The organism is Polymorphospora rubra (assembly GCF_018324255.1).
In the GTDB taxonomy this organism is placed as follows: domain Bacteria; phylum Actinomycetota; class Actinomycetes; order Mycobacteriales; family Micromonosporaceae; genus Polymorphospora; species Polymorphospora rubra.
This window is the reverse complement of sequence record NZ_AP023359.1, coordinates 5,979,652-6,006,330: the sequence shown is the minus strand read 5'-3', so window position 1 is coordinate 6,006,330 and position 26,679 is coordinate 5,979,652. Positions and strand designations below refer to the sequence as shown.

General features: G+C 71.8%; 24 protein-coding genes. 18 read left to right on the top strand and 6 right to left on the bottom strand.

Annotated elements, in window-relative coordinates; translation table 11 throughout:
* Nucleotides 1-33 precede the first annotated feature (33 nt).
* From Prubr_RS27145 to Prubr_RS27135, 3 genes are read right to left on the bottom strand one after another with little or no spacing between them, the layout of a single operon-like run.
* The gene (locus Prubr_RS27145; protein WP_212817739.1) at nucleotides 34-864 is read right to left on the bottom strand and encodes a carbohydrate ABC transporter permease; all 831 of its coding nucleotides are present in this window, start codon (nucleotides 862-864) and stop codon (nucleotides 34-36) included.
* Nucleotides 861-1,856 carry a carbohydrate ABC transporter permease gene (locus Prubr_RS27140; RefSeq protein WP_212817738.1) on the bottom strand — a complete coding sequence of 332 codons (996 nt, stop codon included), beginning with the start codon at nucleotides 1,854-1,856 and terminating at the stop codon, nucleotides 861-863. The genes Prubr_RS27145 and Prubr_RS27140 overlap by 4 nt, the downstream gene beginning before the upstream one ends.
* Before the next feature lies 1 nt (nucleotide 1,857).
* On the bottom strand, nucleotides 1,858-3,141 hold the full coding sequence (locus tag Prubr_RS27135) for an extracellular solute-binding protein (protein WP_212817737.1): 1,284 nt from the start codon (nucleotides 3,139-3,141) through the stop codon (nucleotides 1,858-1,860).
* A gap of 264 nt (nucleotides 3,142-3,405) precedes the next feature.
* Here Prubr_RS27135 and Prubr_RS27130 point away from each other — a divergent pair, with 264 nt between their 5' ends.
* Complete coding sequence (locus Prubr_RS27130; protein WP_212817736.1) at nucleotides 3,406-5,031, top strand: glycoside hydrolase family 43 protein; 1,626 nt, start codon at nucleotides 3,406-3,408, stop codon at nucleotides 5,029-5,031.
* A 68-nt stretch (nucleotides 5,032-5,099) separates the two neighbouring features.
* On the opposite strand, the gene Prubr_RS27125 is transcribed toward Prubr_RS27130, so the two are convergent.
* From Prubr_RS27125 to Prubr_RS27115, 3 genes are all read right to left on the bottom strand, one after another.
* Nucleotides 5,100-6,275 (bottom strand): zinc-dependent alcohol dehydrogenase, encoded by a 1,176-nt coding sequence (locus Prubr_RS27125; RefSeq protein WP_212817735.1) that lies wholly within the window; start codon nucleotides 6,273-6,275, stop codon nucleotides 5,100-5,102.
* Nucleotides 6,276-6,294: 19 nt separating this feature from the next.
* Entirely contained in the window at nucleotides 6,295-7,248 is a 954-nt protein-coding gene (locus Prubr_RS27120) for an SRPBCC family protein (RefSeq protein ID WP_212817734.1), read from the bottom strand.
* Between the two features lie 227 nt (nucleotides 7,249-7,475).
* Complete coding sequence (locus Prubr_RS27115; RefSeq protein ID WP_212817733.1) at nucleotides 7,476-8,681, bottom strand: S8 family peptidase; 1,206 nt, start codon at nucleotides 8,679-8,681, stop codon at nucleotides 7,476-7,478.
* Nucleotides 8,682-9,285: 604 nt separating this feature from the next.
* Here Prubr_RS27115 and Prubr_RS27110 point away from each other — a divergent pair.
* The 17 genes from Prubr_RS27110 (at nucleotide 9,286) to Prubr_RS27030 (ending at nucleotide 26,676) form a co-directional block, all read left to right on the top strand.
* A complete protein-coding gene (locus tag Prubr_RS27110; RefSeq protein WP_212817732.1) occupies nucleotides 9,286-11,310 on the top strand; it encodes an oxidoreductase in 2,025 nt (674 codons plus the stop codon).
* Between the two features lie 99 nt (nucleotides 11,311-11,409).
* Complete coding sequence (locus tag Prubr_RS27105) at nucleotides 11,410-12,483, top strand: class I SAM-dependent methyltransferase (protein ID WP_212817731.1); 1,074 nt, start codon at nucleotides 11,410-11,412, stop codon at nucleotides 12,481-12,483.
* Complete coding sequence (locus tag Prubr_RS27100) at nucleotides 12,483-12,794, top strand: hypothetical protein (protein ID WP_212817730.1); 312 nt, start codon at nucleotides 12,483-12,485, stop codon at nucleotides 12,792-12,794. Before Prubr_RS27105 ends, Prubr_RS27100 begins: the two co-directional genes overlap by 1 nt.
* Complete coding sequence (locus Prubr_RS27095; protein WP_212817729.1) at nucleotides 12,794-13,189, top strand: DUF4440 domain-containing protein; 396 nt, start codon at nucleotides 12,794-12,796, stop codon at nucleotides 13,187-13,189. The genes Prubr_RS27100 and Prubr_RS27095 overlap by 1 nt, the downstream gene beginning before the upstream one ends.
* Nucleotides 13,190-13,203: 14 nt before the next feature.
* On the top strand, nucleotides 13,204-14,316 hold the full coding sequence (locus Prubr_RS27090) for an ABC transporter substrate-binding protein (protein WP_212817728.1): 1,113 nt from the start codon (nucleotides 13,204-13,206) through the stop codon (nucleotides 14,314-14,316).
* 25 nt (nucleotides 14,317-14,341) lie between these two features.
* A complete protein-coding gene (locus Prubr_RS27085; protein WP_212817727.1) occupies nucleotides 14,342-15,166 on the top strand; it encodes an ABC transporter ATP-binding protein in 825 nt (274 codons plus the stop codon).
* A gap of 12 nt (nucleotides 15,167-15,178) precedes the next feature.
* The gene (locus Prubr_RS27080; protein ID WP_212817726.1) at nucleotides 15,179-16,045 is read left to right on the top strand and encodes an ABC transporter permease; all 867 of its coding nucleotides are present in this window, start codon (nucleotides 15,179-15,181) and stop codon (nucleotides 16,043-16,045) included.
* A 70-nt stretch (nucleotides 16,046-16,115) separates the two neighbouring features.
* Nucleotides 16,116-16,874 carry an SDR family NAD(P)-dependent oxidoreductase gene (locus Prubr_RS27075; protein ID WP_212817725.1) on the top strand — a complete coding sequence of 253 codons (759 nt, stop codon included), beginning with the start codon at nucleotides 16,116-16,118 and terminating at the stop codon, nucleotides 16,872-16,874.
* 24 nt (nucleotides 16,875-16,898) lie between these two features.
* Complete coding sequence (locus Prubr_RS27070) at nucleotides 16,899-18,260, top strand: M20/M25/M40 family metallo-hydrolase (RefSeq protein ID WP_212817724.1); 1,362 nt, start codon at nucleotides 16,899-16,901, stop codon at nucleotides 18,258-18,260.
* Nucleotides 18,257-19,072: an alpha/beta fold hydrolase gene (locus tag Prubr_RS27065; protein ID WP_212817723.1), complete on the top strand. Its 816-nt coding sequence runs from the start codon at nucleotides 18,257-18,259 to the stop codon at nucleotides 19,070-19,072. The genes Prubr_RS27070 and Prubr_RS27065 overlap by 4 nt, the downstream gene beginning before the upstream one ends.
* A 135-nt stretch (nucleotides 19,073-19,207) precedes the next feature.
* Nucleotides 19,208-19,672: an Ohr family peroxiredoxin gene (locus Prubr_RS27060; RefSeq protein ID WP_212817722.1), complete on the top strand. Its 465-nt coding sequence runs from the start codon at nucleotides 19,208-19,210 to the stop codon at nucleotides 19,670-19,672.
* Complete coding sequence (locus Prubr_RS27055; RefSeq protein WP_212817721.1) at nucleotides 19,659-20,639, top strand: EamA family transporter; 981 nt, start codon at nucleotides 19,659-19,661, stop codon at nucleotides 20,637-20,639. The genes Prubr_RS27060 and Prubr_RS27055 overlap by 14 nt, the downstream gene beginning before the upstream one ends.
* 49 nt (nucleotides 20,640-20,688) lie before the next feature.
* Nucleotides 20,689-21,549, top strand: coding sequence for an IclR family transcriptional regulator (locus Prubr_RS27050; protein ID WP_212817720.1), 861 nt, complete (start codon nucleotides 20,689-20,691; stop codon nucleotides 21,547-21,549).
* 81 nt (nucleotides 21,550-21,630) lie between these two features.
* The gene (locus Prubr_RS27045; RefSeq protein WP_212817719.1) at nucleotides 21,631-22,845 is read left to right on the top strand and encodes a CaiB/BaiF CoA transferase family protein; all 1,215 of its coding nucleotides are present in this window, start codon (nucleotides 21,631-21,633) and stop codon (nucleotides 22,843-22,845) included.
* 105 nt (nucleotides 22,846-22,950) lie between these two features.
* A complete protein-coding gene (locus tag Prubr_RS27040; protein ID WP_212817718.1) occupies nucleotides 22,951-23,796 on the top strand; it encodes a cyclase family protein in 846 nt (281 codons plus the stop codon).
* Nucleotides 23,789-25,219 (top strand): MmgE/PrpD family protein, encoded by a 1,431-nt coding sequence (locus tag Prubr_RS27035; RefSeq protein WP_212817717.1) that lies wholly within the window; start codon nucleotides 23,789-23,791, stop codon nucleotides 25,217-25,219. The genes Prubr_RS27040 and Prubr_RS27035 overlap by 8 nt, the downstream gene beginning before the upstream one ends.
* A complete protein-coding gene (locus tag Prubr_RS27030) occupies nucleotides 25,216-26,676 on the top strand; it encodes a dihydroorotase (RefSeq protein WP_212817716.1) in 1,461 nt (486 codons plus the stop codon). The genes Prubr_RS27035 and Prubr_RS27030 overlap by 4 nt, the downstream gene beginning before the upstream one ends.
* Nucleotides 26,677-26,679: the final 3 nt, after the last annotated feature.

Genomic DNA, 26,679 nt, shown 5'->3' with positions numbered 1-26,679 from the left:
GTAGGTGAGGTCGGGGCCACCGGTGGTCGGGGGTCAGCCCTTTACGCTACCGGCGAGCCCGGCGACCAGCCGTCGCTCGGCGACGGCGTAGAAGGCCAGGGCGGGAACCATGGACAGGACGACGTACGCCAGGACGCGGGCGGTGTCGTCGGCGTACTGGCCCTGGAAGGCCTGCACCCCGACGGGCAGGGTCCACCAGTTCTGGTCGGTGAAGACGACGAGCGGGAGCATGAAGTTGTTCCAGCTCGCCACGACCGCCAGGACCGAGACGGTGGCCAGGGCGGGGCGGGCCATCGGCAGCAGGATGCGCCAGAAGAACGCGAACGCGCCGCAGCCGTCGAGGGTGGCCGCCTCCTCCACCTCGCCGGGGATGCCGCGGAAGAACGAGCGCAAGATGATGATCGTGACCGGTAGCCCGAAGGCGGCCTGGGGCAGGATGACCCCGAGCGGGTTGTCGAGCAGCCCCAGGCTGCGCAGCAGGATGAACAGCGGCAGGATCGCGACCGCGAACGGGAACATCAGCCCGGCCGCGAACAGGGTGAACAGTGCTTCCCGGCCGCGGAAGGCGAACCGGGCGAACACGAACGCGGCCATGGCCGAGGCGCCCACGACGACGACCACCGTGGCCAGTGCGATCAGCGTGCTGTTGGCGAGCTGCCGCCAGAAGACCTCGGAGCCGAGGATGCCGGTGTAGTTCCCCGGCACCCACGGGTCGGGCAGGCCGAGCGGGTTGGTGGAGAGCTGCCCGTTGTCCTTGAATCCGCCGAGCACACCGAACCCGATCGGCACGACGATGAGCGCGCCGATGACGATCGAGACGACATGCAGGACGGTCTTCCGAAGATGGCCCCGGGTCCCGGTCATCGTTGGACCCCCCTGGTGGTGAGTGCGCCCTCGAGGTCGCGGCGCAGGACGAAGCGTTGGTAGAGCAGGGCGAAGACGAGGCTGAGCAGGAACATGACGATGCTGATGGCGCTGGCGTAGCCGACCTCGAAGCGGCGGAAGCCGTACTGGAACATCGTCACGGCCAGGGTTTCGGAGGCGTGGGTCGGGCCGCCGCCGGTGAGTACCCACACCATGTCGAAGAGCTGGATGGTGCCGATGATCGACAGGAAGAGGCTGATCCGGATCGTCGGCCCGAGCAGTGGCAGGGTGACGTGCCGGAACACCTGCCAGCCGCTGGCGCCGTCGGTGGTGGCGGCCTCGGTCAGCTCCCGGGGAATCCCCTGCCGGCCGGCCAGGTAGAGGATCATGTGGAAGCCGAAGTACTTCCAGGAGATCACGAAGAACACCGCGTAGAGGACGGTGCCGGGGTCGGCGAAGATCGAGCCGCCGAGTTCGGCGGCGCCGAACCAGCCCAGCACGGTGCTGCCCAGGCCCCGGCTGGGTGAGAAGACGAGGGTGAACAGGACCGCCGTGGTCACCTCGGACAGTACGTACGGGGCGAAGAACACCAGCCGGTAGACGGCCCGCCCACGCAGCGGCTGGTTGAGCAGCAGGGCCAGGGCCAGCGACGCGGGTAGCTGGATGACGACCGACAGGACGATGAGGACGAGTCCGCGCCGCAGGTCGCCCTGGAAGATCGGGTCGCCGAGGGCGCGGCTGAAGTTGTCCAGGCCGACGAAGTCCTCGGGCAGGTTGAAGCCGTTCCACTTGAACAGGCTGGTGTAGCCGGCGACCAGGATCGGGACGATCACCAGGAGGAGGAACAGCACCAGGGCCGGGGCGAGGAAGAAGGCGATCGTGCCCAGGCGGCGCAGGCCGGGCCGGTGGTCGTGCCGTCGTACGGCCGGAGCTTTCGGCCGGACGGGTCCGGCCGTGGTGTCGGGGCGCGGGCCGGTTACGGAGCGGGTCACGTCACTGGTTCTTCGCCACCGTGGTGATGTCCTTGACGACCTGTCCAGGTGTCTTGGACCCGGCGATCAGCTCGGCGACGCTGTCGTTGACCTGCTGGCCGAGCGCCGGCGGGTAGGCCTGGTCCAGGTAGAGCTGGAACCCGGTCGCCGCGGCCAGGCTCGCCGCGACGGCCTTGCCGTTGGGGTCGGCGACCGCGTCCACCGCGTCCCGTACGGTCGGCAGGACCGCGCCGGTGGCCGCGGACTTGCGCTGGTTGCCGGCCTCGAGCAGGGTCCGCAGGAAGTCGACGGTCGAGGACGGGGCGTCGCGTCCCACGGCGAAGCCGTTGCCGCCGCCGAACACGTCCGACACCGTGCCCTTGCCGCCGTCGACGGCCGGGAACGGGAAGAAGCCGAGCTTGTCGCCCAGGCCCTTCTTGTCCACGGCCAGTGACGCCTGCACCGACGGCGCCCACTGGCCCATCAGTTCCATCGCCGCGCCGCCGTTGACCATGGTGGCGGCCTGGCCGTCCGGGGAGCTGTAGTCGGCGCCGAGGAAGTCCTTCTGGAACGGTGCCAGGTCGACCAGTTCCTTGAGGCGGGTGCCGGCGGCGACGAGGTCCGGGGTGTCGAAGTTGGCGTCGGTGCCGGCCTGCTGGAGCGCGGTCGGGCCGCCGATCCGCATCGCCAGGTAGGACCAGTAGAAGTGGGCGGGCCACTTCTCCTTGCCGGCCAGGGCGATCGGGGTGATTCCGGCGGCCTTGATCCGGCTGACGGCGGCGAGGAACTCGGTCCAGGTGGCCGGTACGGCGGTGACACCGGCCCGGGTGAAGAGGTCCTTGTTGTACCAGAAGCCGACCATGCCGACGTCGAACGGGATGCCGTAGATCTTGCCGTCGATCGTGAACGGCTCGACCGACACGGGCAGCAGGTTGCCGATCCACGGCTGTACGTCCGCGGTGAGGTCCTTGACCAGGCCGGCCTCGACCTGCTGGCGCAGGACTCCCCCGCCCCACGACTGGAAGAGGTCGGGCGGTGAGCCGGCCTGGGTCGCGGTGGTGAGCTTGGTCTTGAACGCCTCGTTCTCCAGCGGCTGGATCTCCACCGTCAGGTTGCCCCGGGCGGCTTCGTACTCCCTGGCCATCGCCGCCCAGACGGAGAGCATCGGCTCGGTGTTCTGGATGTGCCACCAGTTGATGGTCTGGGCACCGTCCGGGTCGGCGGCGTCGTCGCTGCAGGCGCCGAGCAGGATCGCGCCGGCACTGGCACCGGCGAGGCCCATGAGGGATCTACGGGAGAGGCGCATTGTCTGGTCCGTCCCTTCGGGGGTTGTCACAGGGCACGCGGATGCCGGCTCAGCCACCGGAACACACGGGGGATGACTCCGAAACTTTCAGACTGGAGTCGGTAGCTTCCATCGATGATGACCGGCACGTTACGACGCCAATACAGCGCGGGTCAAGGGCTGTCCTGCATAGAGCAAGGCGGATACCGTGGGCCTGGATCCGAGCATCGCTGATCAAAACTTTCGGAAAGTCGCCGGAAGCGGCACACCCTGGAGGGCCGAACCATGTCGACCGACATCGCGGGGGTGGCGGCGGCCGCCACCTCGATCCGCAATCCGATCCTGAGCGGCTTCCATCCCGACCCGTCCATCCTGCGGGTGGGCGACGACTACTACCTGGCCACCTCGACCTTCGAGTGGTATCCGGGAGTGCGGGTGCACCACTCCAGGGACCTGGTGCACTGGCGGGCACTCGGCGGCATCATCACCGAGCGGCGCCTGCTCGACCTGCGCGGCGCCGGCGACTCGAACGGCGTGTGGGCGCCGGACCTGTCCTACGTGGACGGACTGTTCCATCTGGTCTACAGCGACGTGGCCAGCTTCGCCAGCGGCTACTGGGACCCGCAGAACTACCTCACCACCGCATCCGACATCGGCGGCCCCTGGTCGGACCCGGTCCGCCTGCACTCGCACGGCTTCGACGCCTCGCTGTTCCACGACGAGGACGGCACGAGCTGGCTGCTGGCCATGAGCGCCGACTGGCGGCCCGGCCGCGAGCGCTTCGGCGGGATCGAGATCCAGCGCTACGACCGGGCCGGGCGCCGGCTCGTCGGCAAGGCCCGGCTCATCTTCGCCGGCACCGAGGCCGGCGTCACCGAGGGCCCGCGCCTCTACCGGCGCGACGGCTGGTACTACCTGGTCACCGCCGAAGGTGGCACGAGCTGGGAGCACCAGGTGACCGTCGCCCGGTCCCGCGACCTGTTCGGGCCTTACCTGACCGACCCGGCCGGCCCGCTGCTGACCTCCGCCGGGCGCCCCCACCTGCGGCTGCAGAAGGCCGGCCACGGCAGCCTCGTACGCACCCGGAGCGGGCAGTGGTATCTGGCCCACCTCGTCGGGCGGCCCTACACCCCGCTGGGCAACTGCGTGCTCGGCCGGGAGACCGCGATCCAGCCCGTCGACTGGCCGGCCGGCGACTGGCCGACCGTCCCCGACGGGGTTCCCGCCGACGAGATCCCCGCCCCGGACCTGCCCACGCACCCCTGGCCGCCGGAACCGGCGACCGACCACTTCGACAGCCCGCGGCTGCACACCGCCTGGTCCACCCTGCGCCGGCCGGCGACCCCCGACTGGGCCGACCTGACCAGCCGCCCCTCCCACCTGCGGATCCACGGCGGCCAGTCACCGGTCGGTCGACAGGCGCCGAGCCTGGTCGCCCGCCGCGTCGGCGCCACGCACTGCTCACTGGAGACGGTGCTGGAGTTCGACCCGGCCGACCACCGGCAGCTCGCCGGCGTGACCGGCTACTACAACACCGCCAACTGGTACTACGCCTACCTCACCCGGGCCGACGACGGCCGGCGGGTGGTCGAGGTGCTCAGCTGCGACAGCGGCCGGCTGACCGCCCACCCCGGGTTACGCGTCGACGCCGGCGGAGGCGGACCGGTGGGGCTGCGGGTGACGTTCGACGGGCCGGTGCTGCACTTCGCCTGCGACACCGGTGACGGCTGGGACGAACTGCCGGCCCGGTTCGACGCCACCACCCTGTCCGACGAGCACGCCGCGATCATGGTCGACGGCGAACCGGCGGCGTGGGGCTTCACCGGGGCGTTCCTCGGCCTGTGGGTCCAGGACCTGGGGGCCGACGGCGCGTACGCCGACTTCGACCACGCCACCTACCGGGAGCACTGAGGCGGATCGACCGGCGGGGGCCGGACCGACCGGCGGCGGGCGGTGCGGCCGGCCCCACGCCACCCCGGTCACGGCTTGAGGACGACCTTGACGCAGTCCTCCCGCTTGTTCTTGAAGATGTCGTAGCCGCGCGGCGCGTCGTCCAGGCGCATGGTGTGGGTGATGATGGCGCTCGGGTCGATCTCGCCCTTGCGGATGCGGTCCAGCAGCGGGCGCATGTACCGCTGCACGTGCGCCTGCCCCGACCGCATGGTCAGGGACCGGTTCATGAACGACCCCATCGGGAACTTGTCGATGAAGCCGGTGTACGCGCCGACCGCCGAGATCGTGCCCCCGTTCCGGCAGCTCAGCACCGCCTCGCGCAACGCGTGCGGCCGGTCGGTCTCGGCCTTCACCGCCTGCTTGGTCTTGTCGTACGCGTGCAGCGCCGCCGACGCGTGGTGCCCTTCCATCCCGACCGCGTCGATGCAGGCGTCCGGCCCCCGGCCGGCGGTCATCTCCCGCAGCGCGTCCATGACGTCGGTGTCCTCGTAGTTGATGGTCTCGGCGCCCGCCCGCTCCCGAGCCAGCCGCAGGCGGTACGGGAACCGGTCGATGACGATGACCCGCTCCGCCCCCAGCAGGAACGCGCTCACGGCGGAGAAGTAGCCGACCGGCCCCGCGCCCCAGACGGCGACGACGTCGCCGCGTTCGATGTCGCACATCTCGGCGGCCATGTAGCCGGTGGGCAGTACGTCGGACAGGAACAGCACCTTCTCGTCCGGCAGGTCGTCCTCGATCTTCAGCGCGCCGACGTCGGCGTACGGCACCCGGGCGTACTGCGCCTGCCCGCCGGCGTAGCCCCCCAACAGGTGCGAGTAGCCGAAGATGCCGGCGGGTGAGTGGCCCATCGCCAGCTCGGCGACCGCCGCGTTGGGGTTGGAGTTCTCACACAGCGAGTGGAGGCCGCGTTCGCAGGAGGTGCAGTTCCCGCAGGCGATCGGGAACGCGACCACGACACGGTCGCCGACGCGCAGTCCGTCACGTACGCCGTTGCCCAGCTCGACGATCTCGCCCATGAACTCGTGGCCGAGGATGTCGCCCTTCCTCATCGCCGGGACGTAGCCCTGCAACAGGTGCAGGTCGGAGCCGCAGATCGCCGACGAGGTGACGCGTACGACGGCGTCACGCGGGTTGATGATCCGCGGATCGGGTACGTCCTGCACCGCCACGTTGTCCGGGGCGACCCAGCAGTTCGCTTTCATGTTCTCCCCCACCTTCCGGTCAACGCGTCGCGAGCGGCTGCGCCGGGCGCTGCATCATCTGCTGTCGCAGGCTGGTCCCGTCCGGGCTGCCGTCGGACCGGGTGATCTCGCCTGTCTCGATGACCTGTTTGAACCGCCGCAGGTCGTCGCAGATCTGCTGGTGCGGGTTCTCGCCGAAGAGCTTGGCGATCCGCGCGCCGAACCTGCCGCCCGGCGCGGTGAACCCGAGTTCGACCCGTACCTCGGTGGCGCGCCCGCCGCCGGCCGGGACGAAGCGCACGCAGCCGGAGTTCGGCAGCCCGCCGCCGGCGACCGAGCGCCACATGATCAGCTCGTTGGGGCGGTCGTCGACGAGCTCCGCCTCCCAGTCGACGGTCTGCCCGGCGGGTGCCCTCGCCGTCCAGTGCGATCTTCCGTCACCGTCCATCCGCACCGACTCGAGGTGGTACATGAAACGCGGCAGGTTCTCGAAGTCGTGCCAGAAGCGGTAGGTGTCCTCGACGCTGCGGTTGACCGTCACCGAGGCGCGGACGCGGTCACCGGTCGTGCGCCGGGCGCCCCGGGTGGCGCGTACGGCCGTGTGGAGGTCGACGGCGGCGATGCCGGCGACCGCCAGCGTCGCGTACGTCAGGCGCTGCCGCCGGTCGCCCCGCCGGTCCCGCATCGCCATGGCGCACGCGGCCAGGTCGACGGCGTCACCGGCGACCCGCGCCCACATCCCCCACCGGGCCCGGCGCGGGATCAGCAGCGCCGCCGCGGTGCCGAGTTCCCGGGCGCCGGCGAGTCGCAGCACGGTCCGCGCCGCCGGGGAGTCGTCGACACCGCAGAGCCGGCTGACCGACGGCTGCGCGGCGAGGGCGGCGACGCCCAGGCCGAGGCTGAGCCAGCCCAGGACGCGGGCCGACGACTGGGGTGCGCGGTCCTCGGATTCCCGCTGGATGCCGAGGGCATCCGTCACCGAACGGACGTCCATCGAGTCTCTACCGCCCATTGTTCCGACCGCCCATTCGCCCTCTCCTCGGTCCGCCGGTGGTGCCGCCGGTCACCGGCGGCGCGGCGCACATTCCCGCAATAGCGCGGTTCACGCCTGCCGGCGCGGGCGGGGCGGCAGCCGGCGGTCGGAACGGCCCCGGCACGGGGTGCCGGGGCCGTCGGGATGGGAGCGGTACGGGCGGGACCGGGTCGCGGGCCCGCCGGGGATCAGCCGAGCGGGGGGATGTAGAGGAGGCGGTTGGGCGAGCCGGCGCCCGGGTTGATCACGACGCCGGTGGTCGCCGCCGACACGACGGCCGAGTTGACCGTGGCCGGCGCGGCCGTCGGGTTGCCGCTGAGATAGATCGCGGCGGCCCCGGCGACGTACGGTGCGGCGAACGAGGTGCCGCTGCCGGTGTACGTCGCCGTATTGCTGGTCCGCCAGACCGAGGTGATGTCGACGCCGGGGGCGAACAGGTCGAGCGCCGTGCCGTAGTTGGACCAGGTGGGGCGGGTGTCGGTGCGGTTGGTCGCGCCGACGGTGAGGGCCTGGGTGACCCGGGCCGGGGAGGTGTTGGCCGCCGGGACGCCGGAGTTGCCGGCCGCGATGGTGTACGTGATCCCGGCGTTGATCGAGCGCCGGACGGCGTTGTCGAGCGCGGTGCTGGCCCCGCCGCCGAGGCTGAGGTTGGCGACCGCGGGACGGACCGCGTTCGCCGTGATCCAGTCGACGCCGGCGATGACCCCGGCGGTGGTGCCGGAGCCGTTGTTGTCCAGCACCCGGACCGCGATGACCTGGGCATTCTTCGCCACGCCGTACGAGGTGCCGGCGGCGACGCCGGCCACGAACGTCCCGTGACCGTTGCCGTCGGAGGCGATGAGGTCGCCGTCGACGGCGTCGTAGCCGTACGACGCCCGGCCACCGAAGTCCTGGTGGGTGATCCGGATTCCGGTGTCGGCGACGTAGATGCGGACGCCGGTGCTGGGGCCGTAGGTGAAGGAGTTGTTCAGCGGGAGGTTGCGCTGGTCGATGCGGTCGAGCCCCCACGACGGCGGGTTGGTCTGGGTGGCGGTGGACCGTACGCGCTGGTTCTGCTCGACGTAGGCGACCGCGGCGTCGGCGGCGAGCCGGCGGGCGCCGCGCTCGTCGAGGGTGGCCGCGTAGCCGTTGACGGTACGGCCGTAGACCCGGTCGACGCTGCCGCCGTAGCGGGCGGTGAGCCGGGCGGCGCCGGTGGCGTCGACGCGCTGGCCGTCCTTCAACACGACGATGTAGCTGCCGCTGATCGCGTCGGCGCTGGCCGCGCCGAGAATCTCGGCGGTGGGCGGTGCCGCCGCGGCCGGTGACCCGGTGACGGTGGCGGCGACCGCGCCGGCGAGCAGGGCCGCGGCCACGGCACCGAGGCGCCGGGCGGTGGTGGGATGGGCTGACATGCGCGTTCCTCCTTCGGGCCCGTCCGGCCCGGTGGACGGTCGGATCGGGCGCTGCTGGGTGGGTCGGGCCGGCGGTGGTCGCCCGTCGCGGCTGCCGCCGCACGGGCGTCGTTTCCGGCGCAGCAAGAACGCTAGAAGCCATTGATAAATTGACCGTTGCCGATCAGTTGCCCTTTCTTGAGCAGCCTGCTCCATTCGTAAATCCAATGACAGAAGCAATTGAAACAAGACGATGTGAATTCGAGACCGGGTCCCCCACCGGCCGGGCGACACGGATACGGCATCGACACCATGGACCTCCAGGCCGAACGCCGGTCAGCGGGCGCCGCCACCCTCTCCGAGATCCCCCAGCCGTCGCACACCTGCGGCCGACACCTTGGAACCTGTCGGCAGCATGCCCTTGACCAGGGCAGAACATCACGCAGGGCAACCACGGCGGCGGGCTCCAGCCACCGGGCAGCTACACAAAGTTAATAATCGACGAACTGTTGACTGGCCATCAGACCCCGCTCTAGCGTTCCCCTCAATCGAACGGCGTACGGCGGATCGGAACACCGCCAGCGCCGCTCGGTCAAGCGGGACAGCCTCGAGAGGGGGTCCGGACATGGCCGTCGATAATCTGCACCGGCTCTTCACGCCGGTCCAACTTGGCCGGGTGGCGTTACGCAACCGGGTCTTCGTACCAGGACACACCACCAACTTCGGCCGCGCCAACGAACCCACCCGACGGCACGCCGCCTACCACGCCGAACGGGCCGCCGGCGGCGTCGGCCTGATCGTCACCGAGGCGATCCGCGTCCACCCGACCAGCGCCGGGCGGCACATCAGCCTCGGCAGCTTCGACGACTCGTCGATCCCCGTGTACGCCGCCGTCGCCGACGCCGTACACGAACACGGGGCAGCCCTCTTCGCCCAGATCATGCACGCCGGGCGACAGGCCAACGGCGACGCGACCCGCACCGCGGCCTGGTCCGCCTCGCCGCTGCCGTGGGCCACCGGCGCCCACGTGCCGCACGCGATGGGCCACGCCGACATCGCGGTGGTCGTCGCCGCGTTCGCGGCCGCCGCCCGCCGGATGCGCGAAGCCGGGTACGACGGGCTCGAGGTCCACGCCGGACACGGCCACCTGCTGCAACAGTTCCTCTCCCCCAGGACCAACCTGCGCGACGACGCGTACGGCGGCAGCCCGGCCAACCGGCTGCGGCTGACCCGCGAGGTGCTGACCGCGGTGTTCGCGGCCGCCGGCGATCTGCCGGTCGGCCTGCGGGTCAGCGCCGACGAGTTCCTGCCCGGCGGCCTCGACCCGCACGCCGTGGTGGAGATCGTGGCGACCCTGCGCGCCGAGTTCCCGCTGGCGTTCGTCCACGTCAGCCACTCCGCCTACCACGGCAGCTACTCGCTGGCGACGCAGATGGCCGACATGAGCTTCGGGCACGCCCCGTTCCGCCACCACGCGGCCCTGTTCACACGCGAGTTCCCGGACCTGCCGGTGCTCGCCGTCTGCCGGCTCGACAGCCTGCCCGAGGCGGCCGAACTGGTCGCGGCCGGCGACGCCGACCTGGTCGGCCTGGCCCGCCCGCACATCGCCGACCCACACCTCGTGCGCAAGGCGATGGCCGGCCGGCAGCACGAGGTCCGCTCCTGCCTGGCCTGCAACCAGGGCTGCATCGGACGGTTGGAGAGCGGCCTGCCGATCTCCTGCGTGGTCAACCCGGAGGTCGGCGCCGAACGCGAATGGGCGGACGCCTGGTCGGACCGGTCCGCCGGCACCGCCCGCCGGGTACTCGTCGTCGGCGGCGGGCCGGCCGGCCTGGAGGCGGCGCTGAGCGCCGCCCGCGCCGGCCACCGGGTGACCCTGGCCGAGGCCGGCGACCGGCTCGGCGGGCAGGTCACCCTGGCCGCCCGCGTCCCCGGCCGGGAACGGCTCGGCCTGCTCACCGACGACCTGGCCCGCGCCGTGACGGCCGCCGGCGTCGAGGTACGCCTCGGCGAACGGATCGACGCGCCCGGCGTGCTCGCCGGCGACTTCCAGGACGTGATCGTGGCGACCGGCGCCCGGCCGGCGCGACGGGAACTGCCCGGCGGCCCGCCGGTGCTCGACCTCGCCACCGCCGTCACCGACCTGGTCGATCCGGCCGCACCGCTCACCGGCGACGTGGTGGTGCTCGACGACGAGGGCACCTGGGCGGCGGCCTCGGTCGCCGAGCAGCTCGCCCGGCTCGGCGCCCGGGTGCACCTGGTCTCGCCGACCGCCGGCGTCAGCGCCCGGATCACCACCTACTCCAAACTCGCCCTGCTCGACCGGTTCCGCCAGGTGGGCGTACGGCTGCACCTGATGCGTACGGTGCGCGGCGCCGGACCGTCCTCGGTGGAGCTGGTCGACCCGATGACCGCAGAGGCGGAGCCGCTGGCCGGCGTCACCGCCGTCGTCGACGCCGGCGCCGCGACCGCCGACGACGACCTCTACCGGGCGTTGGAGTCCCGGCCGGACGGACCACGGGTCCACCTGGTCGGCGACGCCAACGCGCCCCGCACCGCCTTCGAAGCCGTCTACGAGGGACGCCTGGCCGGTGCGTTCCTCGGCCGCCACGACACCGGCCCCGCCCAGCGGGTGCTGCTCGCCCACTGACCGGGCGCCCCGCACCGGCCGGCGGCGTCGCGGCCCCGACCGGGCCGACCCCGCCCCGACCGAGATGACCAGACCGACCGACCAGACAGGAGACCCGACATGTTCGATGTCGAGGAACGGCTCACCCTGGACGAGCGTTCCGCCGTCGACTTCGTACTGAACCTGCGCAAGCGCTGGGCCGACACCGTCTACCCGGCGCTCACGCAGGAGTACCGCGCCACCGGCGAGCCGGCGGCCACCATCGGCGACGCCGGGACCCGGCTGCGCGACCTGCCGCTCTATCCGTGGTTCAGCCACCTGGAACGGGTCCAGCAGAAGATGCTGTGGAAGCTGGCCGGCGACGCGGTCCTGCGCCGCGCCGACGAACTGGTCGACCAGCTCGCCCGGCCGGAGCGGCCGAAGGGCAACCTCGCGCTCGACGCCGGCCTGGACCTGCCGTCCTGGTACACCGACTACGACATCCACATCCAGCCCGGCGGATTCTTCTCGGACGACCTGTCGGCGTACGTGTACGAGTTCGGCGCCCGGATCGTGATGCTGCGCGACAACGACGGCTACAAGTTCCACACGCTGTTCACCGACACGGCGCTGCCGGACGTACCCGGCGCGACCCGGGTCGTCGACATCGGCTGTGGATTCGGCAAGAGCACCCGCCCGCTGGTCGGCAGGTATCCGGGCGCGGAGGTGATCGGCGTCGACTTCGCCGCCCCCGGGCTGCGGCTGGCGCACGCCGAGGCCGAGGCCGCCGGCCTGGCGATCGACTTCCGGCAGGCCGACGGCCGCGCCACCGGCATCGAGGCGGACAGCTGCGACGTGGTGACCGGGACGATGGTCCTGCACGAGATGCCGGCCGAGGCGATCCGGGAAACCATCGTCGAGGCGGCCCGCCTGCTCAAGCCCGGTGGCGCCCTGCGGTTCCTGGAGTTCCAGCTCACCGGCGACCCGCTGCGCGACGCGACGGTGTACGAGCACGCCGAACGCAACAACGAACCCTTCTTCCACGCGCTGTTCGGCAGCGACCTGCTGGAGATCTGCGCGCAGGCCGGTCTCACCGACGCCTCCTGGACCCCCTTCGACGAGCGCACCCACGGCGTACGGCCGGAGGGCTGGGGCGACCGGGTCGAGTGGCACTTCCCCTGGGCGGTCCTTTCCGCCACGAAGCCGGAGGCATGATGAGCACCGAGTTCGACTACCTGGGCGACCCGAAGACCAGCAAGCTGTTCGACCTGGTTCTCCAGCTCGCCACCGACCTGCACGTCACCCGGCAGCGGGTGCGGGCGCTGGAGACGCTGCTGGTGCGCGGCGGCCAGCTCGACGCCGACGCCGTCGACGGGTTCGCGCCGACCGGCGCCGAGCGGGTGGCGTTCGACGCCGACCGCGACGGGTTGCAGGCCCGGCTGATCCGCATCCTCACCGAGGACGGGCCGGCCGAGCACCCGCTGCGCAACCAGTGGGAAGCCGCGATCGACGGCCGCGCCCGCTGATGGGCACCGAGGACCCGGCCGGCCTGATCGACCGCTATCTACAGCTCTGCGAGGACCGCGAGCTGACCGAGGCCGGGCGGCTGCTCGCCCCCGGTGCGCTGATCGTCTTTCCGGGCGGCCGGGTCTTCGGTTCGCTGACCGAGATGGCCGCCGCCGCGACCGGACGGTACCGCTGGGTGCGCAAGCACCGCGACCGGTACCTGGTCGGGACCGAGGGCGACCGGATCTGTGTCACCTCGCTCGGGACGCTCTACGGGGAGGGCAACGACGGGGAGCCCTTCGACCGCATCCGCTACGCGGACGTGTTCCTCCTCCAGGACGGGCTGATCACCGAACAGCACGTCTACAACGACCTGGCCGTCGAACGACCGGCCACCGCCGATCCCGACTCGTGACGAGGTATTTCGAGATGAGACATGGAATACGGGTGTTCGTGGGGGCCCTCGCCGCCGCCCTCGTACTGACCGGCTGCAACAGCGGCGACTCCGGCACCGGCGGTGCCGACGGAAGCCCGGCCAAGCTGACCTTCGCCATCGCCTCCGCGGTGATCGGACCGAAGGAGGAGGTGGCCGCGTACGCGGTCGCCCAGGAACTCGGCTACTACGCCGAGGAGAACCTGACGGTGGAGACCATCAACACCGACGGCTCGGTGGCCGCGCTGCAGGCGGTCGCGTCCGGCAGCGCCAACGTCACCGCCGCCGACAGCGGCTCGGTTCTCGGCGCGGTCGAGAAGAACGTGCCGGTCAAGGCGGTCGGCGGGCTGGTGCAGAACTGGCCGTGGGTGATGGCGGTCAAGCCGGACAGCCCGATCGCCGGCGGCGCCGACCTGCGCGGCAAGAAGATCGGCGTGATCAGCCTGGCGTCCGGCTCCGCGCCGTACGCGCGGGCGTACGTCCGGGCCGCCGGCCTGGACCCGGAGAAGGACGTCGAACTGCTCCCGGTCGGGGTCGGCGCGCCGGCCGCGACGGCGCTCAACGGCGGCCAGGTCGACGCGCTGGCGCTGTACACGCAGGCGTACGCGGTCATGGAGAGCACCGGGACCCAGCTGAAGTACCTGACCAACCCCGACTCGCTGACCGGCATCCGGTCGCTGTCGTGGGCGGTCAGCGCCCGCTCGTTCGACGAGAGCACCGACGTCAACACCCGGTTCCTGCGGGCCTCGTACAAGGCGATGCTCTTCTCGGCGAAGAACCCCGAGGCGGCGATGCGGATCGGCTACAAGGTGTTCCCGCAGATCCTCGGCGGGCAGTCGGCCGAGTCGCGGATCGAGGCCGACACCAAGAGCCTCGTGGCGTGGCTGAAGACGGCCACCCCGGCGACCGGTACGCCGGAGGAGTTCCCGGACTGGGGCGCGATCAGCGACCAGGAGTGGAACAAGACCATGGCCTACACCAAGGAGGCCGGTCAGATCACCGGTGACGTCGACCTGGGCGAGGTGTGGGATCCGAGCCTGCTCAGCGGCGCCAACGAGTTCGACAAGGCCGCGGTGCTGCAGCAGGCCGGCAGCTACACCGCGAACTAGCCGACCGACACCCGGAGGGAACCCGATGGCCTACCGAACTGCGACCCGCCAGTTGCCGACGCCCGCCACGGTCGACGAGAGCGCCTGGATCGAGGTCGACGGCCTGCACAAGCTGTACCAGCCCCGCAAGTCCGAACCGACTCTCGCGCTGAGCGACGTCAGTTTCACCGTACGGCGCGGCGAGTTCATCTCGGTCGTCGGGCCCTCCGGGTGCGGCAAGACCACCCTGCTGAAGATCCTGGCCGGGCTGAGCCCGAAGTCCCAGGGCACGGTCCGGATCGCCGGGCAGGAGGTGACCAAGCCGCTGCCCCAGGTCGGGATGGTCTTCCAGGCACCGACCCTGCTGCCCTGGCGGACCATCTTCGACAACGTGATGGTGCCGGCCGAGGTGCAGAAACTCGACCCGGCCCGGCACCGCAAGCGGGCCCAGGAACTGCTGGAGATGGTGGGCCTGGACGGGTTCGAACGGAAGTACCCGCACGAGCTGAGCGGCGGCATGCAGCAGCGGGCCGGGATCTGCCGGGCCCTGGTGCACGACCCCGCCGTACTGCTGATGGACGAGCCGTTCGGCGCCCTGGACGCGATGACCCGCGAGTACATGAACGTGGAGCTGTTGCGGATCTGGCGGGAGAGCGGGCAGACGGCGGTACTGGTCACCCACTCGATCCCGGAGGCGGTCTTCCTCTCCGACCGGGTCGTCGTGCTCAGCCCGCGTCCCGGCCGGATCGCCGAGATCATCTCCATCGACCTGGAGCGGCCACGGGAACTCGGCGTGATGTCCTCGGACCGCGCCGGGGTGTACGTGGAACGTATCCGCCGCCACTTCAACGCCGCCGGCGTTATCGACTGACGGGGTGTCGTCATGGCAACAACGAATCCTGTGAAGGCACCGGACCGCCCGCGTACCGGGCCCGTGCCACCCGCGCCGGAGCCCGCCAGGACCCGGCGGCTCGACCTGCGGGAACGCCCGCAGCTCTGGCTGGTCCCGACGGTCTTCGTCGTGGTCGTCCTGCTCTGGGAGTACGGCGTCCAGGTGTTCGGCGTCGACGAGTACGTGCTGCCGCGCCCGACGCAGATCGTCGACGCGTTGTGGTTGCAGCTCAACGACGACCTGTTCTGGGGACACCTGTGGGTGACCACCCAGGAGGCGCTGGTCGGCTTCGCCATCGGGGTCGGCGCCGCGGTCCTGCTGGGCACGTTCATCTCCCAGATCAAGATCGTCGAGGCCACCCTGATGCCGTACATCGTGGCCTTCCAGACGGTGCCGAAGGTCGCGCTGGCGCCGCTGTTCGTGGTCTGGTTCGGCTTCGGCCTGACCAGCAAGATCGTGATGGCCGCGGTGATCTCGTTCTTCCCGATGCTGGTCAACGTGATCGAGGGGCTGCGGGCCGCCGACGCCGACAAGATCCAGATGCTGACCGTCTTCGGCGCCAACAAGATGCAGATCTTCCGGATGGTCCGGCTGCCCAGCGCCCTGCCGTTCATCTTCGCCGGGCTCGACATCGGCATCGTCTTCGCGATCCTCGGCGCGGTCGTCGGTGAGTTCATCGGCGCCAAGGAGGGGCTGGGCTATCTGCTCCTGCAGACCAACTACAACTTCGACATCGCCGGGATGTTCGCGGTGCTGGTCGTGCTGTCGGTGATGGGTCTGCTGGCGCACTTCGTGATCCGGCTGGTCCAGCGCAAGGTCGCGTTCTGGGCCGAGGACACCAAGGTCATCGGCGCGTGAGCGAGCGTAGCGAGCGAACCGGCAAGCTCAGTGGAACTCGCGCGACCGCCGAGCGGAGCGAGGTGGGCGCGTGAGCGAGCGAACCGGTGACCCGAATCGGTTCGACGGGCGGGTCGCGCTGGTCACCGGCGCGGCCCGGGGCATCGGGGCGCGGATCGCGGCGACCCTGGCCGTACGCGGGGCGACGGTCGCGCAGGCCGACGTCGTCGAGCCCGACCGGTGGGCAGCCGACGAGCTGTCCGCCCCGCACAGCCGGCACGTGGTCGACGTCCGGTCGGCCGCCTCGTGCGCCGACCTCGTGGCCGCCGTCCTCGACCGGCACGGCCGGCTCGACCTGCTGGTCAACAACGCCGGCGTGGTCCGGCGCGGGCCGGCCGCCACGATGTCGGAGCAGGACTTCACCGACGTCCTCGACGTCAATCTGACCGGCACGTTCCGGATGTGCCGGGCCGCGTACCCGGCGCTGCGCGCGGGCGGCGGGTCGGTGGTCAACATCGGCTCGACCAACGGGCACATCGCGGTGCTCGACACTCTCGGCTACTGCGTCAGCAAAGCCGGGGTCATGCACATGGCCCGGGTGCTGGCGCTGGAATGGGCACCCGACCGGATCCGGGTCAACGCGGTCGGCCCCACCATCGTCCCCACCGACATGACCAGCGACCTGCGTGACGATCCGGACTATCTGGCGGCCAAGCTGGCCACCATCCCGCTCGGCCGGATGGCCGGCGAGCAGGACGTCGCGAACGCCGTCGCGTTCCTGCTCAGTGACGCCGCGGCCATGACCACCGGCCAGACGGTCTTCGTCGACGGCGGCGTCACCATCCACTGACCACACCCCTGCGAAGGAGCAACCATGTCATCGCCGGACACCAGGGCGGTCCTCGACGCGGTCGACGCGCACTTCGACACCTTCGTCGACGAGCTGCAACAGTTGTGCCGGATCCGCAGCCGGCGGCAGGAGCCGGAGCAGATGGCGGCCGCCGCCGGGTTCATCGCCGGATCGGTACGCCGCTGGGGCGGCACCGCCGACATCGTGCCGTGGTCCGACTCGCACCCGTACGTCCTCGGCGAGATCGCCGGCGGGCAGCGGTCGCTGCTGCACTTCAACCACTACGACGTGGAGGTCGAGCCGGCCGGCGACGACGCCGACTGGATCAGCCCGCCGTACGCGGCGGAGATCCACGACGGGAAGCTCTACGCCCGTGGCGTCGCAGACGACAAGGGCGCGCTGATGTCCCGGATCCACGCCGCCGCGGCGTGGCGGCTGGCCGGACTGACGCCACCGGTGACCAGCCGTTACCTGATCGAGGGCAAGCAGTGGCTGCACTCCCCCGGCCTCGGCTCGTTCGTCGAGGCGCACGCCGACCGGCTGACCAGCGACGGCACCCTGTGGGAGAACTCCTGGATCGACGCGGACGGCCGGCCGCTGCTGAAGCTCAGCGAGAAGGGCGTGCTCTACCTGCGGCTGTCGGTGCGTACCCTGCCGCGCGACCTGACCAGCCAGAACACGATCCTGCTGGCGTCGGCCACGACCCGGCTGGCGGCCGCCCTGGCGGCGTTGCAGCGCCCGGACGGCACGGTGCTCGTACCCGGTTTCGCCGACGGGGCGCGGCCGGTGACCGACGCCGAACGTGACCTGCTGGCGGAGGTCGCGTTCGACGGCGACTTCCTGCGGGGCCGGGCCGGGGTGACCGGCTTCCTCGGCGGACTCGACGACCGGCAGGCGGCGGTGGCGATCCGCACCGTGCCGACGCTGACGGTCGCCGGGTTCGAAGGCGGCGACATGCGCGACGACGTGACGCTGGGCATCCCGTCGCTGGCCCGGGCCAAGGTCGAGATCCGGCTGATCGCCGGCCAGGATCCGGGCCAGGTGCTGGACGCGGTGCGCAAGCACCTGGCCGACAGCGGCTTCTCCGACGTCGACATCGAGGTGATGGCGACCAGTCGGCCGAACCTGACCGACCACCGCGACCCGTTCGTCACCCTGGTCACCGACGCGGCCCGCCGGGTGTACGGCACCGAGCCGGTGGTCGAGCCGTACACGCAGTGGATCGGCAACCAGGGGGTGCTGGCCGGTCGGCCGATCGTCGGCGTCGGGGTGTCCCGCGCCGACTCCGGTGTGGACGGTCCGAACGAGCAGATCCGGCTCGACGACTACCGGGACGGCATCCGGCACGTGATCGAGGTCATGGCGGCGATGGGGGGAAGGGCGTGACCAGGTTCAGGGGAGACGGCCGGCGGGGGTACGTGGATCTGCCGTGGGGGCAGGTGCACTACCGGCACGGCGGCAAGCCGGACCAGCCGGTGCTGCTGGTGCTGCACCAGTCGCCGCTGTCGTCGGCGACGTACGACGCGGTGCTGGAACCGCTGGCCGAGCGCGGAGTGCGGACGGTCGCCGTCGACACCCCCGGCTTCGGGATGTCGGATCCGCCGCCACGGCCGTGGTCCATCCCGGAGTACGCCGACGCGGTGTGGCAGATCGCCGACGCCCTGGGCCTGACCGCGGTGCATCTGCTCGGCCAGCACACCGGAGCGGTCATCGGGGCGCAGGCGGCGCTGCTGGCGCCCGGCCGGGTGCACCGGCTGATCCTGCAGGGCCTGCCGCTGTACGACGAGGCCGAGCGGAAGTCCAAGGTGGAGTCGTACGCGCCGGGTTACCTCCCGGACCGCGACGGCAGCCATCTGCGGGTGATCTGGGACCGGGTGTACGGGCTGTACCCGCGGCTGACCCCGGCGGAGGCGGACCGGCAGGTGGCGGAGTACCTCATGACCGGGCCGGACTACGCGACCGCGTACCGGGCGGTCTTCGCGCACCGGATGGACACGGACGCGTTGGCGGCGATCCCGACGGTGCTGCTGCACGGCGGCGACGATCTGGTGGACCGGATGACGCCGGTGGTGACGGCGGCGCTGCCGCACGCGCCGCTGGTCACGATCCCCGGCGGCACGGACTTCGTCGCCGACGAGCAGCCGGAGGCGTTCGCCGACGCGGTCGCCGCCCAGGTGCTCGGCGAGGTGGCACCGTGAGCGAGCGAACCATCAAGCACAGGTCTGAACACGGCGGCGCCGAGCGCAGCGAGGTGACGCCGTGAGCGAGCGCAGCGAGCGAACCATCAAGCACAGGTCTGAACACGGCGACGCCGAGCACAGCGAGGTGACGCCGTGAGCGTGGAGATTCCGGCCGGGGCGGCGACGGCGGCACCGCGGGACACGGTCTACACCGCGTCGGTGCGGGTCTCCGGTGGTCGGGGCGGGCGGGCGGAGTCGCTCACCGGCTCGTTCCGGGCGACACTGACCCGGCCGGCGGAGCGTGGCCCGGACGCCCCGGGCACCGATCCGGAGGAGTTGTTCGCCGCCGGCTACGCGGCCTGCTTCGACAGCGCGCTCGCGGCGGTCGGCCGGCGGGAGCGGATCACGTTGGGGCCGACCGAGGTGACCGCCTCGGTGTCGCTGGGCACCACCGACGGTGGCGGATACGCGATCGCCGTACTGCTGGCGGTGAGCGCGCCGTCGTGCCCCCGGGCGGACCTGGAGCGTGCGGTGGCCGCGGCGCACCTGCTGTGCCCGTACTCGAACGCCGTTCGCGGCAACACTCCGGTGACGATCCGGGTCGATGGTCAGGACTGAGTACCTTCCGGGCCCGGCCACCGCCGTCGGCGGTGGCCGGGGCGGGGGGCGCGCGGCGTTGCTGACGGGGCTCGCCCTGATCTACACGCTGTGGGGTTCGACCTACCTGGGCAACCGGGTGGCGCTGGAGAGTCTGCCGCCGATGGTGATGACCGCGGGCCGGTTCCTGCTCGCCGCGGTGGTGCTGCTCCTGATCTCCCGGCTGCGGCGGAACCCGGCGCGGCTGGTGCCGAACCGGGCCGAGTTCGCCGGTGTGGCGGTCACCGGGATCCTGCTGATCGGGGCCGGCAGCACGCTGCTGGCGGTCGGCCAGCAGTACATCGACTCGGGGCTGGCGTCGCTGGTGGTGGCCGCCGTGCCGCTGTGGGTGCTGGGGCTGCGGATCGGTTCGGGTGAGCGGCCGGCGGCGCCGGTGCTGGTCGGGGTGCTGGGCGGGGTGGCCGGACTGGCCGTGCTGCTGGTCGCGCCGGGCACCGGGATCCACCTGGCCGGCACGTTGACGGTGCTGCTGGGCAGCGGCATCTGGGCGGTCGGCTCGTGGCTGTCGCAGCGGCTGGCGCAGCCGGCGGATCCGCTGGTCGGCATCGCCTGGCAGATGCTGGTCGGTGGGCTGGCGGTGGCGCTGGTCGCCGTGCTCTCCGGTGAGCTGGGCCGGCTGCGGCCGGCCGAGGTGACCGGGCGGTCGTGGCTGGCGTGGGGCTATCTGCTGGTGGTCGGCACGGTCGTCGGGTACAGCGTCTACGCCTGGCTGCTGCGCAACGCGCCGTTGCAGCTCGTCGCGACGTACGCGTACGTCAATCCGGTCGTCGCGGTCGGGTTGGGGATGATGGTGCTCGATGAGCGGTTGACCGGCCGGCAGGCGCTCGCCGGGGTGTTCGTACTCGCCTCGGTGGCCCTGGTCGTGGCGGTGGAACGTCCCCGGACGCGGTCGCCCTCGTCGCCCCCTCCACCGGCGGCACCCACCTAGGCTCCGGTTTGCCGGCCTGGCACACATCGGACAGACAGCGAGGATCTCGATGACCATCTCAACTGCCATCGACAGCGAGGACAGCCGTACCCGTTCCGGCCTGGGCCGGGCGCTCGCGGTGATCAACATGATCGCCGAACGCTCGCCGCAGACGCTGGGCGTGTCGACGATCGCGCGTGAGCTGGAGCTGCCCAAGGCGGTGGCGCACCGGATCCTCAAGGAGCTGGTCGGCGACGGTTTCCTCGGCTTCGACGAGGAGACCAAGCAGTACCGGCTCGGCCCGGGGGCGCTGGCGGTGGGGTTGGCCGCGTTGCGGGCGCTGAACGTGCCGGACATCGCCCGGCGTTACATGGTGCGGCTGGTCCGGGGCACCGGGGAGACGGCGACGCTGTCGATGCGGCAGGGCTGGTCGCGGGTGTACGTCGACCAGGTGCTGTCGCCGCACGAGGTGCGGATGTCGGTGTCGCTGGGGACCAGTCATCCGTTGCACTCGGGTTCGTCGTCGAAGGCGATTCTGGCGGCCCTGCCGGACGCGGAGATCGAGGACTACCTCGACAACCACGGGCTGGAACGGGTGACGCCGGCGACGATCACCTCGGTCACCCGGCTGCGCGAGGAGATCGCCCGGATCCGGGAGCAGGGTTTCGCGGTCAGTCTCGGTGAGCGGCAGTCCGGGGCGGGCAGTGTGGCGGCCGCGGTGCGGTATTCGACCGGGCAGGTCTTCGGTTCGTTGTCGCTGTGCGGGCCGCAGGACCGGTTCGATCCGCGGACGTGTGCGGCGCACGGGGCGCTGGTCGCGGAGGCCGCCGCCGAGATCTCGGCCGAGATCGGCTTCCGTACGGCGCCGCGGCAGGCGGGGGCCCGTGGCGGGGCGGTTTCGGACCCGCAACCCCTGGTCCTTCGAACGTGAGCGTGTTTAGGATGACGACGATTCTGTTCAGCGGAATGGCGTTTCGCTCAACCGAACAGACTGACCGTGTGGGAGGTACCCGTGGGTGACGGACCGCTCGAAGGACTCCGGGTTCTCGACATCTCGACGATCCTCGCCGGACCGCTGTGCTGCCAGATCCTCGGCGACTTCGGCGCCGACGTGGTCAAGGTCGAGCACCCGGTGGCCGGCGACAGCATGCGCGGGCACGGCAGCGCCAAGGACGGCCATCCACTGTGGTGGAAGGAGATCTCGCGCAACAAGCGGACGATCGGCCTCAACCTCTCGGCACCCGACGGCGCGGCGCTGCTGCTGCGCCTGGCCGAGCGGGCCGACGTGCTGGTGGAGAACTTCCGGCCGGGCACGCTGGAGCGCTGGGGCATCGGCCCGGCCGAGCTGCACCGGGTCAACCCGCGCCTGGTGATCGTGCGGATCACCGGGTTCGGGCAGACCGGGCCGTACGCCGCCCGGGCCGGGTTCGGCACCCTCGCCGAGGCGATGAGCGGCTTCGCCCACCTGACCGGCGCACCCGACGGGCCGCCGACCCTGCCGGCGTTCGGGCTGGCCGACAGCATCTGCGGGATCGCCGCCTCGTCGGCGGTGATGATGGCGCTGTGGCACCGGGACCGACCCGACGCCGGCGACACCGCCGGCACCGGGCAGGTCATCGACATGAACCTGCTCGAACCGATCATGACCGCCGTCGGCCCCGGCCCGACCGTCTACGACCAGCTCGGCGTCGTCGGCACCCGCAACGGCAACCGGTCGGTCAACAACGCGCCGCGCAACACCTACCGGACCAAGGACGGCGCCTGGGTCGCCGTCTCGACCAGCGCGCAGACCATCGCCGAACGGGTGCTGCACCTGGTCGGCCACCCCGAGGTGATCGACGAACCGTGGTTCCGCACCGGTGCCGGGCGGGCCGCGCACGCCGACGAGCTCGACGGGTACGTCGGCGCCTGGATCGGCGAGCGGACCCGCGACGAGGTCGCCGACGCCTTCGCCGCCGTGGGCGCGGCCGTCGCGCCGGTCTACACCGCCCAGGACATCGTCGAGGACCCGCACGTCCAGGCGACCGAGATGATCACCACGGTGGACGACCCCGACCTCGGCCCGATGCGGATGCACAACGTCATGTGGCGGATGGCGCGGACGCCGGGCCGGATCAGGTTCACCGGCCGGGCGCCCGGCGCCGACACCGAATCCCTGCTGGTCGACGAGCTCGGGTGTGACCCGTCCGAGATCGCCGACCTCCGCAGCCGTCAGATCGTCGCCTAGCGACGCGGACCCCTGTCCCGACGCGGCGACAGCCGACCCACCGGTCGCGTGGCGGCGGCGGCGATCCAGCCGTCGGCGACGCGACGTACAGAAACGCGAGGAACCGTGACCGCGACCAGCCACACCACCACGACCGACCGCCTGCTCGCCGCCGTGAAGGACGGGGTCGAGGTCTACGACCTCGGCCGGCGGCTCTTCTTCGGCATGCCGCAGTCGCCGAACCATCCGGCGTTCCTGCTCACCCTGCCCCGCCGGCACGGCGACATGGTGCGCGCCGACGGCGGTTCCGCGGCCAACGACCTGCTCGTGATGGGCACCCACGTCGGCACGCACGTCGACGCGCTGGCCCACGTCTCGCAGGACGGCCGGCTGCACGGCGGCGCCGACGCGGCGGCGGCCGGGGCCGGCGGCCGGTACGTCGAACTCGGCGCGCACACGATCGCGCCGATGGTCCGCCGGGGCGTGCTGCTGGACGTACCGGCCGCGCTCGGGCAGGAGTCCAGCCCGGCCGGGTACGAGATCACCCCCGACGACCTCGACGCGACGGTGGCCCACCAGGGCACGCCGGTCGGGGCCGGCGACGTGGCGCTGATCCGCACCGGGTGGGGCCGGCACTTCGACGATCCGGACCGGACCAGGTACGTCGGGCACGACTCCGGCGTACCCGGGGTCGGCGCGGACGGCGCCCGGTGGCTCGCCGACCGGCGGGTGCACGCCGCCGGCGCCGACACCATCGCCTTCGAACGGCTCGCCCCTGGCGCCGGACACAGTTCGCTGCCGGCGCACCGGATCCTGCTGGTCGAGCACGGCATCTATCTGATCGAGGCGATGGACCTCGACGGGATCGCCGCCGCCGGGGTGCACGAGTTCACCTTCGTCCTGGCGCCGCTGCCGCTGTTCGGCGCCACCGGCTCGCCGGTCCGACCGCTGGCGGTGGTCTCCCGTGGCTGAGACCCTGGCCCGGAGGCTCGCCGACTTCGCCGCCGGCACCGGCTACGACACGCTGCCCGGGCCGGTCGTCGACAGCGTCCGCAAGCGGATCCTGGACATCCTCGGGCTGTGCGTCGCGGCCGGTCCGCTGCCGACCAGCCGGGCCGCGCTGGCGTACGTCGCCGAGCAGGGCGGCCGTGGGCAGGCCCGGGTGATCGGGCTGGCCGAGCCGGTGCCGGCGGCGCTGGCCGCGTTCGGCAACGGGGTGCTGGCGCACTCGCTGGACTACGACGACACCCACCTGCCGTCGGTGCTGCACCCGAGCGCGGCAGTGGTGCCGGCCGCGCTGGCCGCCGCCGAACTGGCCGGGGCGTCCGGCCGGGACACCGTCGCCGCGGTCGCGGTGGGCCTGGAGGTCTGCGTACGCCTCGGCATGGCCGGCTACGACCTCAAGGCCGGCAACTCGGTCTTCTTCGAGCACGGGCAGCACGCCACCTCGATCTGCGGGGCGCTCGGCGGCGCGGTCGCCGCGGCCCGGCTGCTCGGGCTCTCCGCCGACGGCATCCTGGACTCGCTCGGCGTCGCCGCGTCGATGGCGTCCGGGCTGATCGAGGCGAACCGCACCGGCGGCACCGTCAAGCGCATCCACTGTGGATGGTCGGCGCACTCGGCGGTGAGCGCGGCACTGCTGGCCCGGCACGGGATCACCGGCCCGCCGACGGTGCTGGAGGGGCGGTTCGGCTTCTTCGAGGCGTTCCTGCGCGGCGAGTACGACCCGACGGCGGTCACCGACGGACTCGGCACCGACTGGTCGGTGCCCGGGATCTTCTTCAAGCCGTACCCGGCGAACCACTTCACGCACGCGGCGATCGACGCCGCGACGGCGCTGCGCGCCCGGGGGCTGGACGTCGACGACATCGAGACGATCACGCTCGGCGCGCCGACCGCGGTGATCCGCACGATCGGGCAGCCGATCGAGGTCAAGCGGGCGCCGGAGACCGGCTACCAGGCGCAGTTCAGCGGCCCGTACGCGGTCGTAGCCGGGCTGCTCGGCGGCGGCGGGCTGGGTGTGGGGCTCGGCGACTTCACCGACGACCTGGCCCGGGATCCGCGCCGCCGGGCGTTGATGGCCCGGGTCGAGGTGGTGCCCGACGAGCGGTGCGACGCCATCTTCCCGAACCAGTTCCCGGCCGTGCTGCGGGTCCGCACCCGCGACGGCGCGGAATGGGTCGAGGAGGTGCTCACCAACCGGGGCGGGCCGGACCGGCCGCTGTCCGACGCGGAACTGGCGACGAAGTTCCGGGACAACGTCGCGGGCCGGCTGCCGGCCGCGACCGTGGAACTGATCGAAGCGGAGGTCGCCCGCCTCGACCGGGCGGCCGGAATCGACGTACTGATGGCCCTGGCCGCGGGTCCGGTCATCGACCTTGAGGAGACACCATGACGGCGTTCGAACTGTTGCTGCGCAACGTACGGGTGGTCCGGCACGACAGCGCCGAACCCGGGCTGGCCGACATCGGCGTGGTCGACGGCCGGATCGCGCGGATCGCGCCCGGGATCGATCCCGCCACCGCGAGGTCGGTGGTGGACGGCGGCGGCAAACTCGCCTTCCCCGGCGTCGTCGACGCCCACCAGCACTGGGGGATCTACAACCCGCTGCCGGAGGACACCGCGTCGGAGAGCCGCGCCAGCGCGCAGGGCGGGGTGACGACCGCACTGAACTACATGCGGACCGGCCAGTACTACCTGAACCGGGGCGGCGCGTACGCCGACTTCTTCCCCGAGGTGCTGGCGGCGGCGGACGGCCGGTCGTACGTCGACTACGCCTTCCACCTCGCGCCGATGTCGCGGGAACACATCTCCGAACTCCCCCACCTGGTCGAGTCCGGGGTCACCTCGTTCAAGATCTTCATGTTCTACGGCAGCCACGGCCTGCACGGCCGCTCCGCCGACCAGAACTCGTTCCTGATGATCCCCGAGGGCGAGCGCTACGACTACGCGCACTTCGAGTTCGTCATGCGGGGCGTACAGGCGGTCCGGGAACGGTTCCCCGACCTGGCCGACCAGATCTCGCTGTCGCTGCACTGCGAGACCGCCGAGATCATGAGCGCGTACACGAAGCTGGTCGAGGAGGAGGGCACACTGTCCGGGCTGGCCGCCTACCACGCCTCCCGGCCGCCGCACTCCGAAGGGCTGGCGGTGTCGATCGCCGCCTACCTGGCGCACGAGACCGGCCTGCCGAACATCAACCTGCTGCACCTGTCGTCGGCGAAGGCGGTCGACGCGGCATTGCGCATGGCGCGGGCGTTCCCGCACATCGACTTCCGCCGGGAGGTCACCATCGGGCACCTGGTCGCCGACATCACCACCGCACACGGGCTCGGCGGCAAGGTCAACCCGCCGCTGCGGCCGCGCGACGACGTCGAGGCACTGTGGACACACGTACTCGACGGCGAGATCGACTGGGTGGTCAGCGACCACGCCTGCTGCCGCGACGAGCAGAAGTTCGGCGAGCCCCGGGACGACATCTTCGTGGCCAAGTCCGGCTTCGGCGGTGCCGAGTACCTGCTGCCCGGCCTGCTCACCGAGGCGGCCCGACGGGGCCTGTCGCACCAGCGGGTCGCGCAGCTGACGTCGTGGAACCCGGCGCGACGGTTCGGCCTGACCGCCAAGGGCGCGCTCGCCGAGGGCTACGACGCCGACCTCTGCCTGGTCGAGGAGGGCACCCCGTGGGTCGTCCGGGCCCAGGACTCCGAGTCGACGCAGGAGTACACCCCGTTCGAGGGTTTCAAGATGACCGCCCGGGTCACCGACACGTTCCTGCGCGGCCGGCAGGTGCTCGCCGCCGGCCGGGTGGTCGGCGAACCCACCGGCCGGTACGTCTCCCGGTCGGGCCGGTAGCCG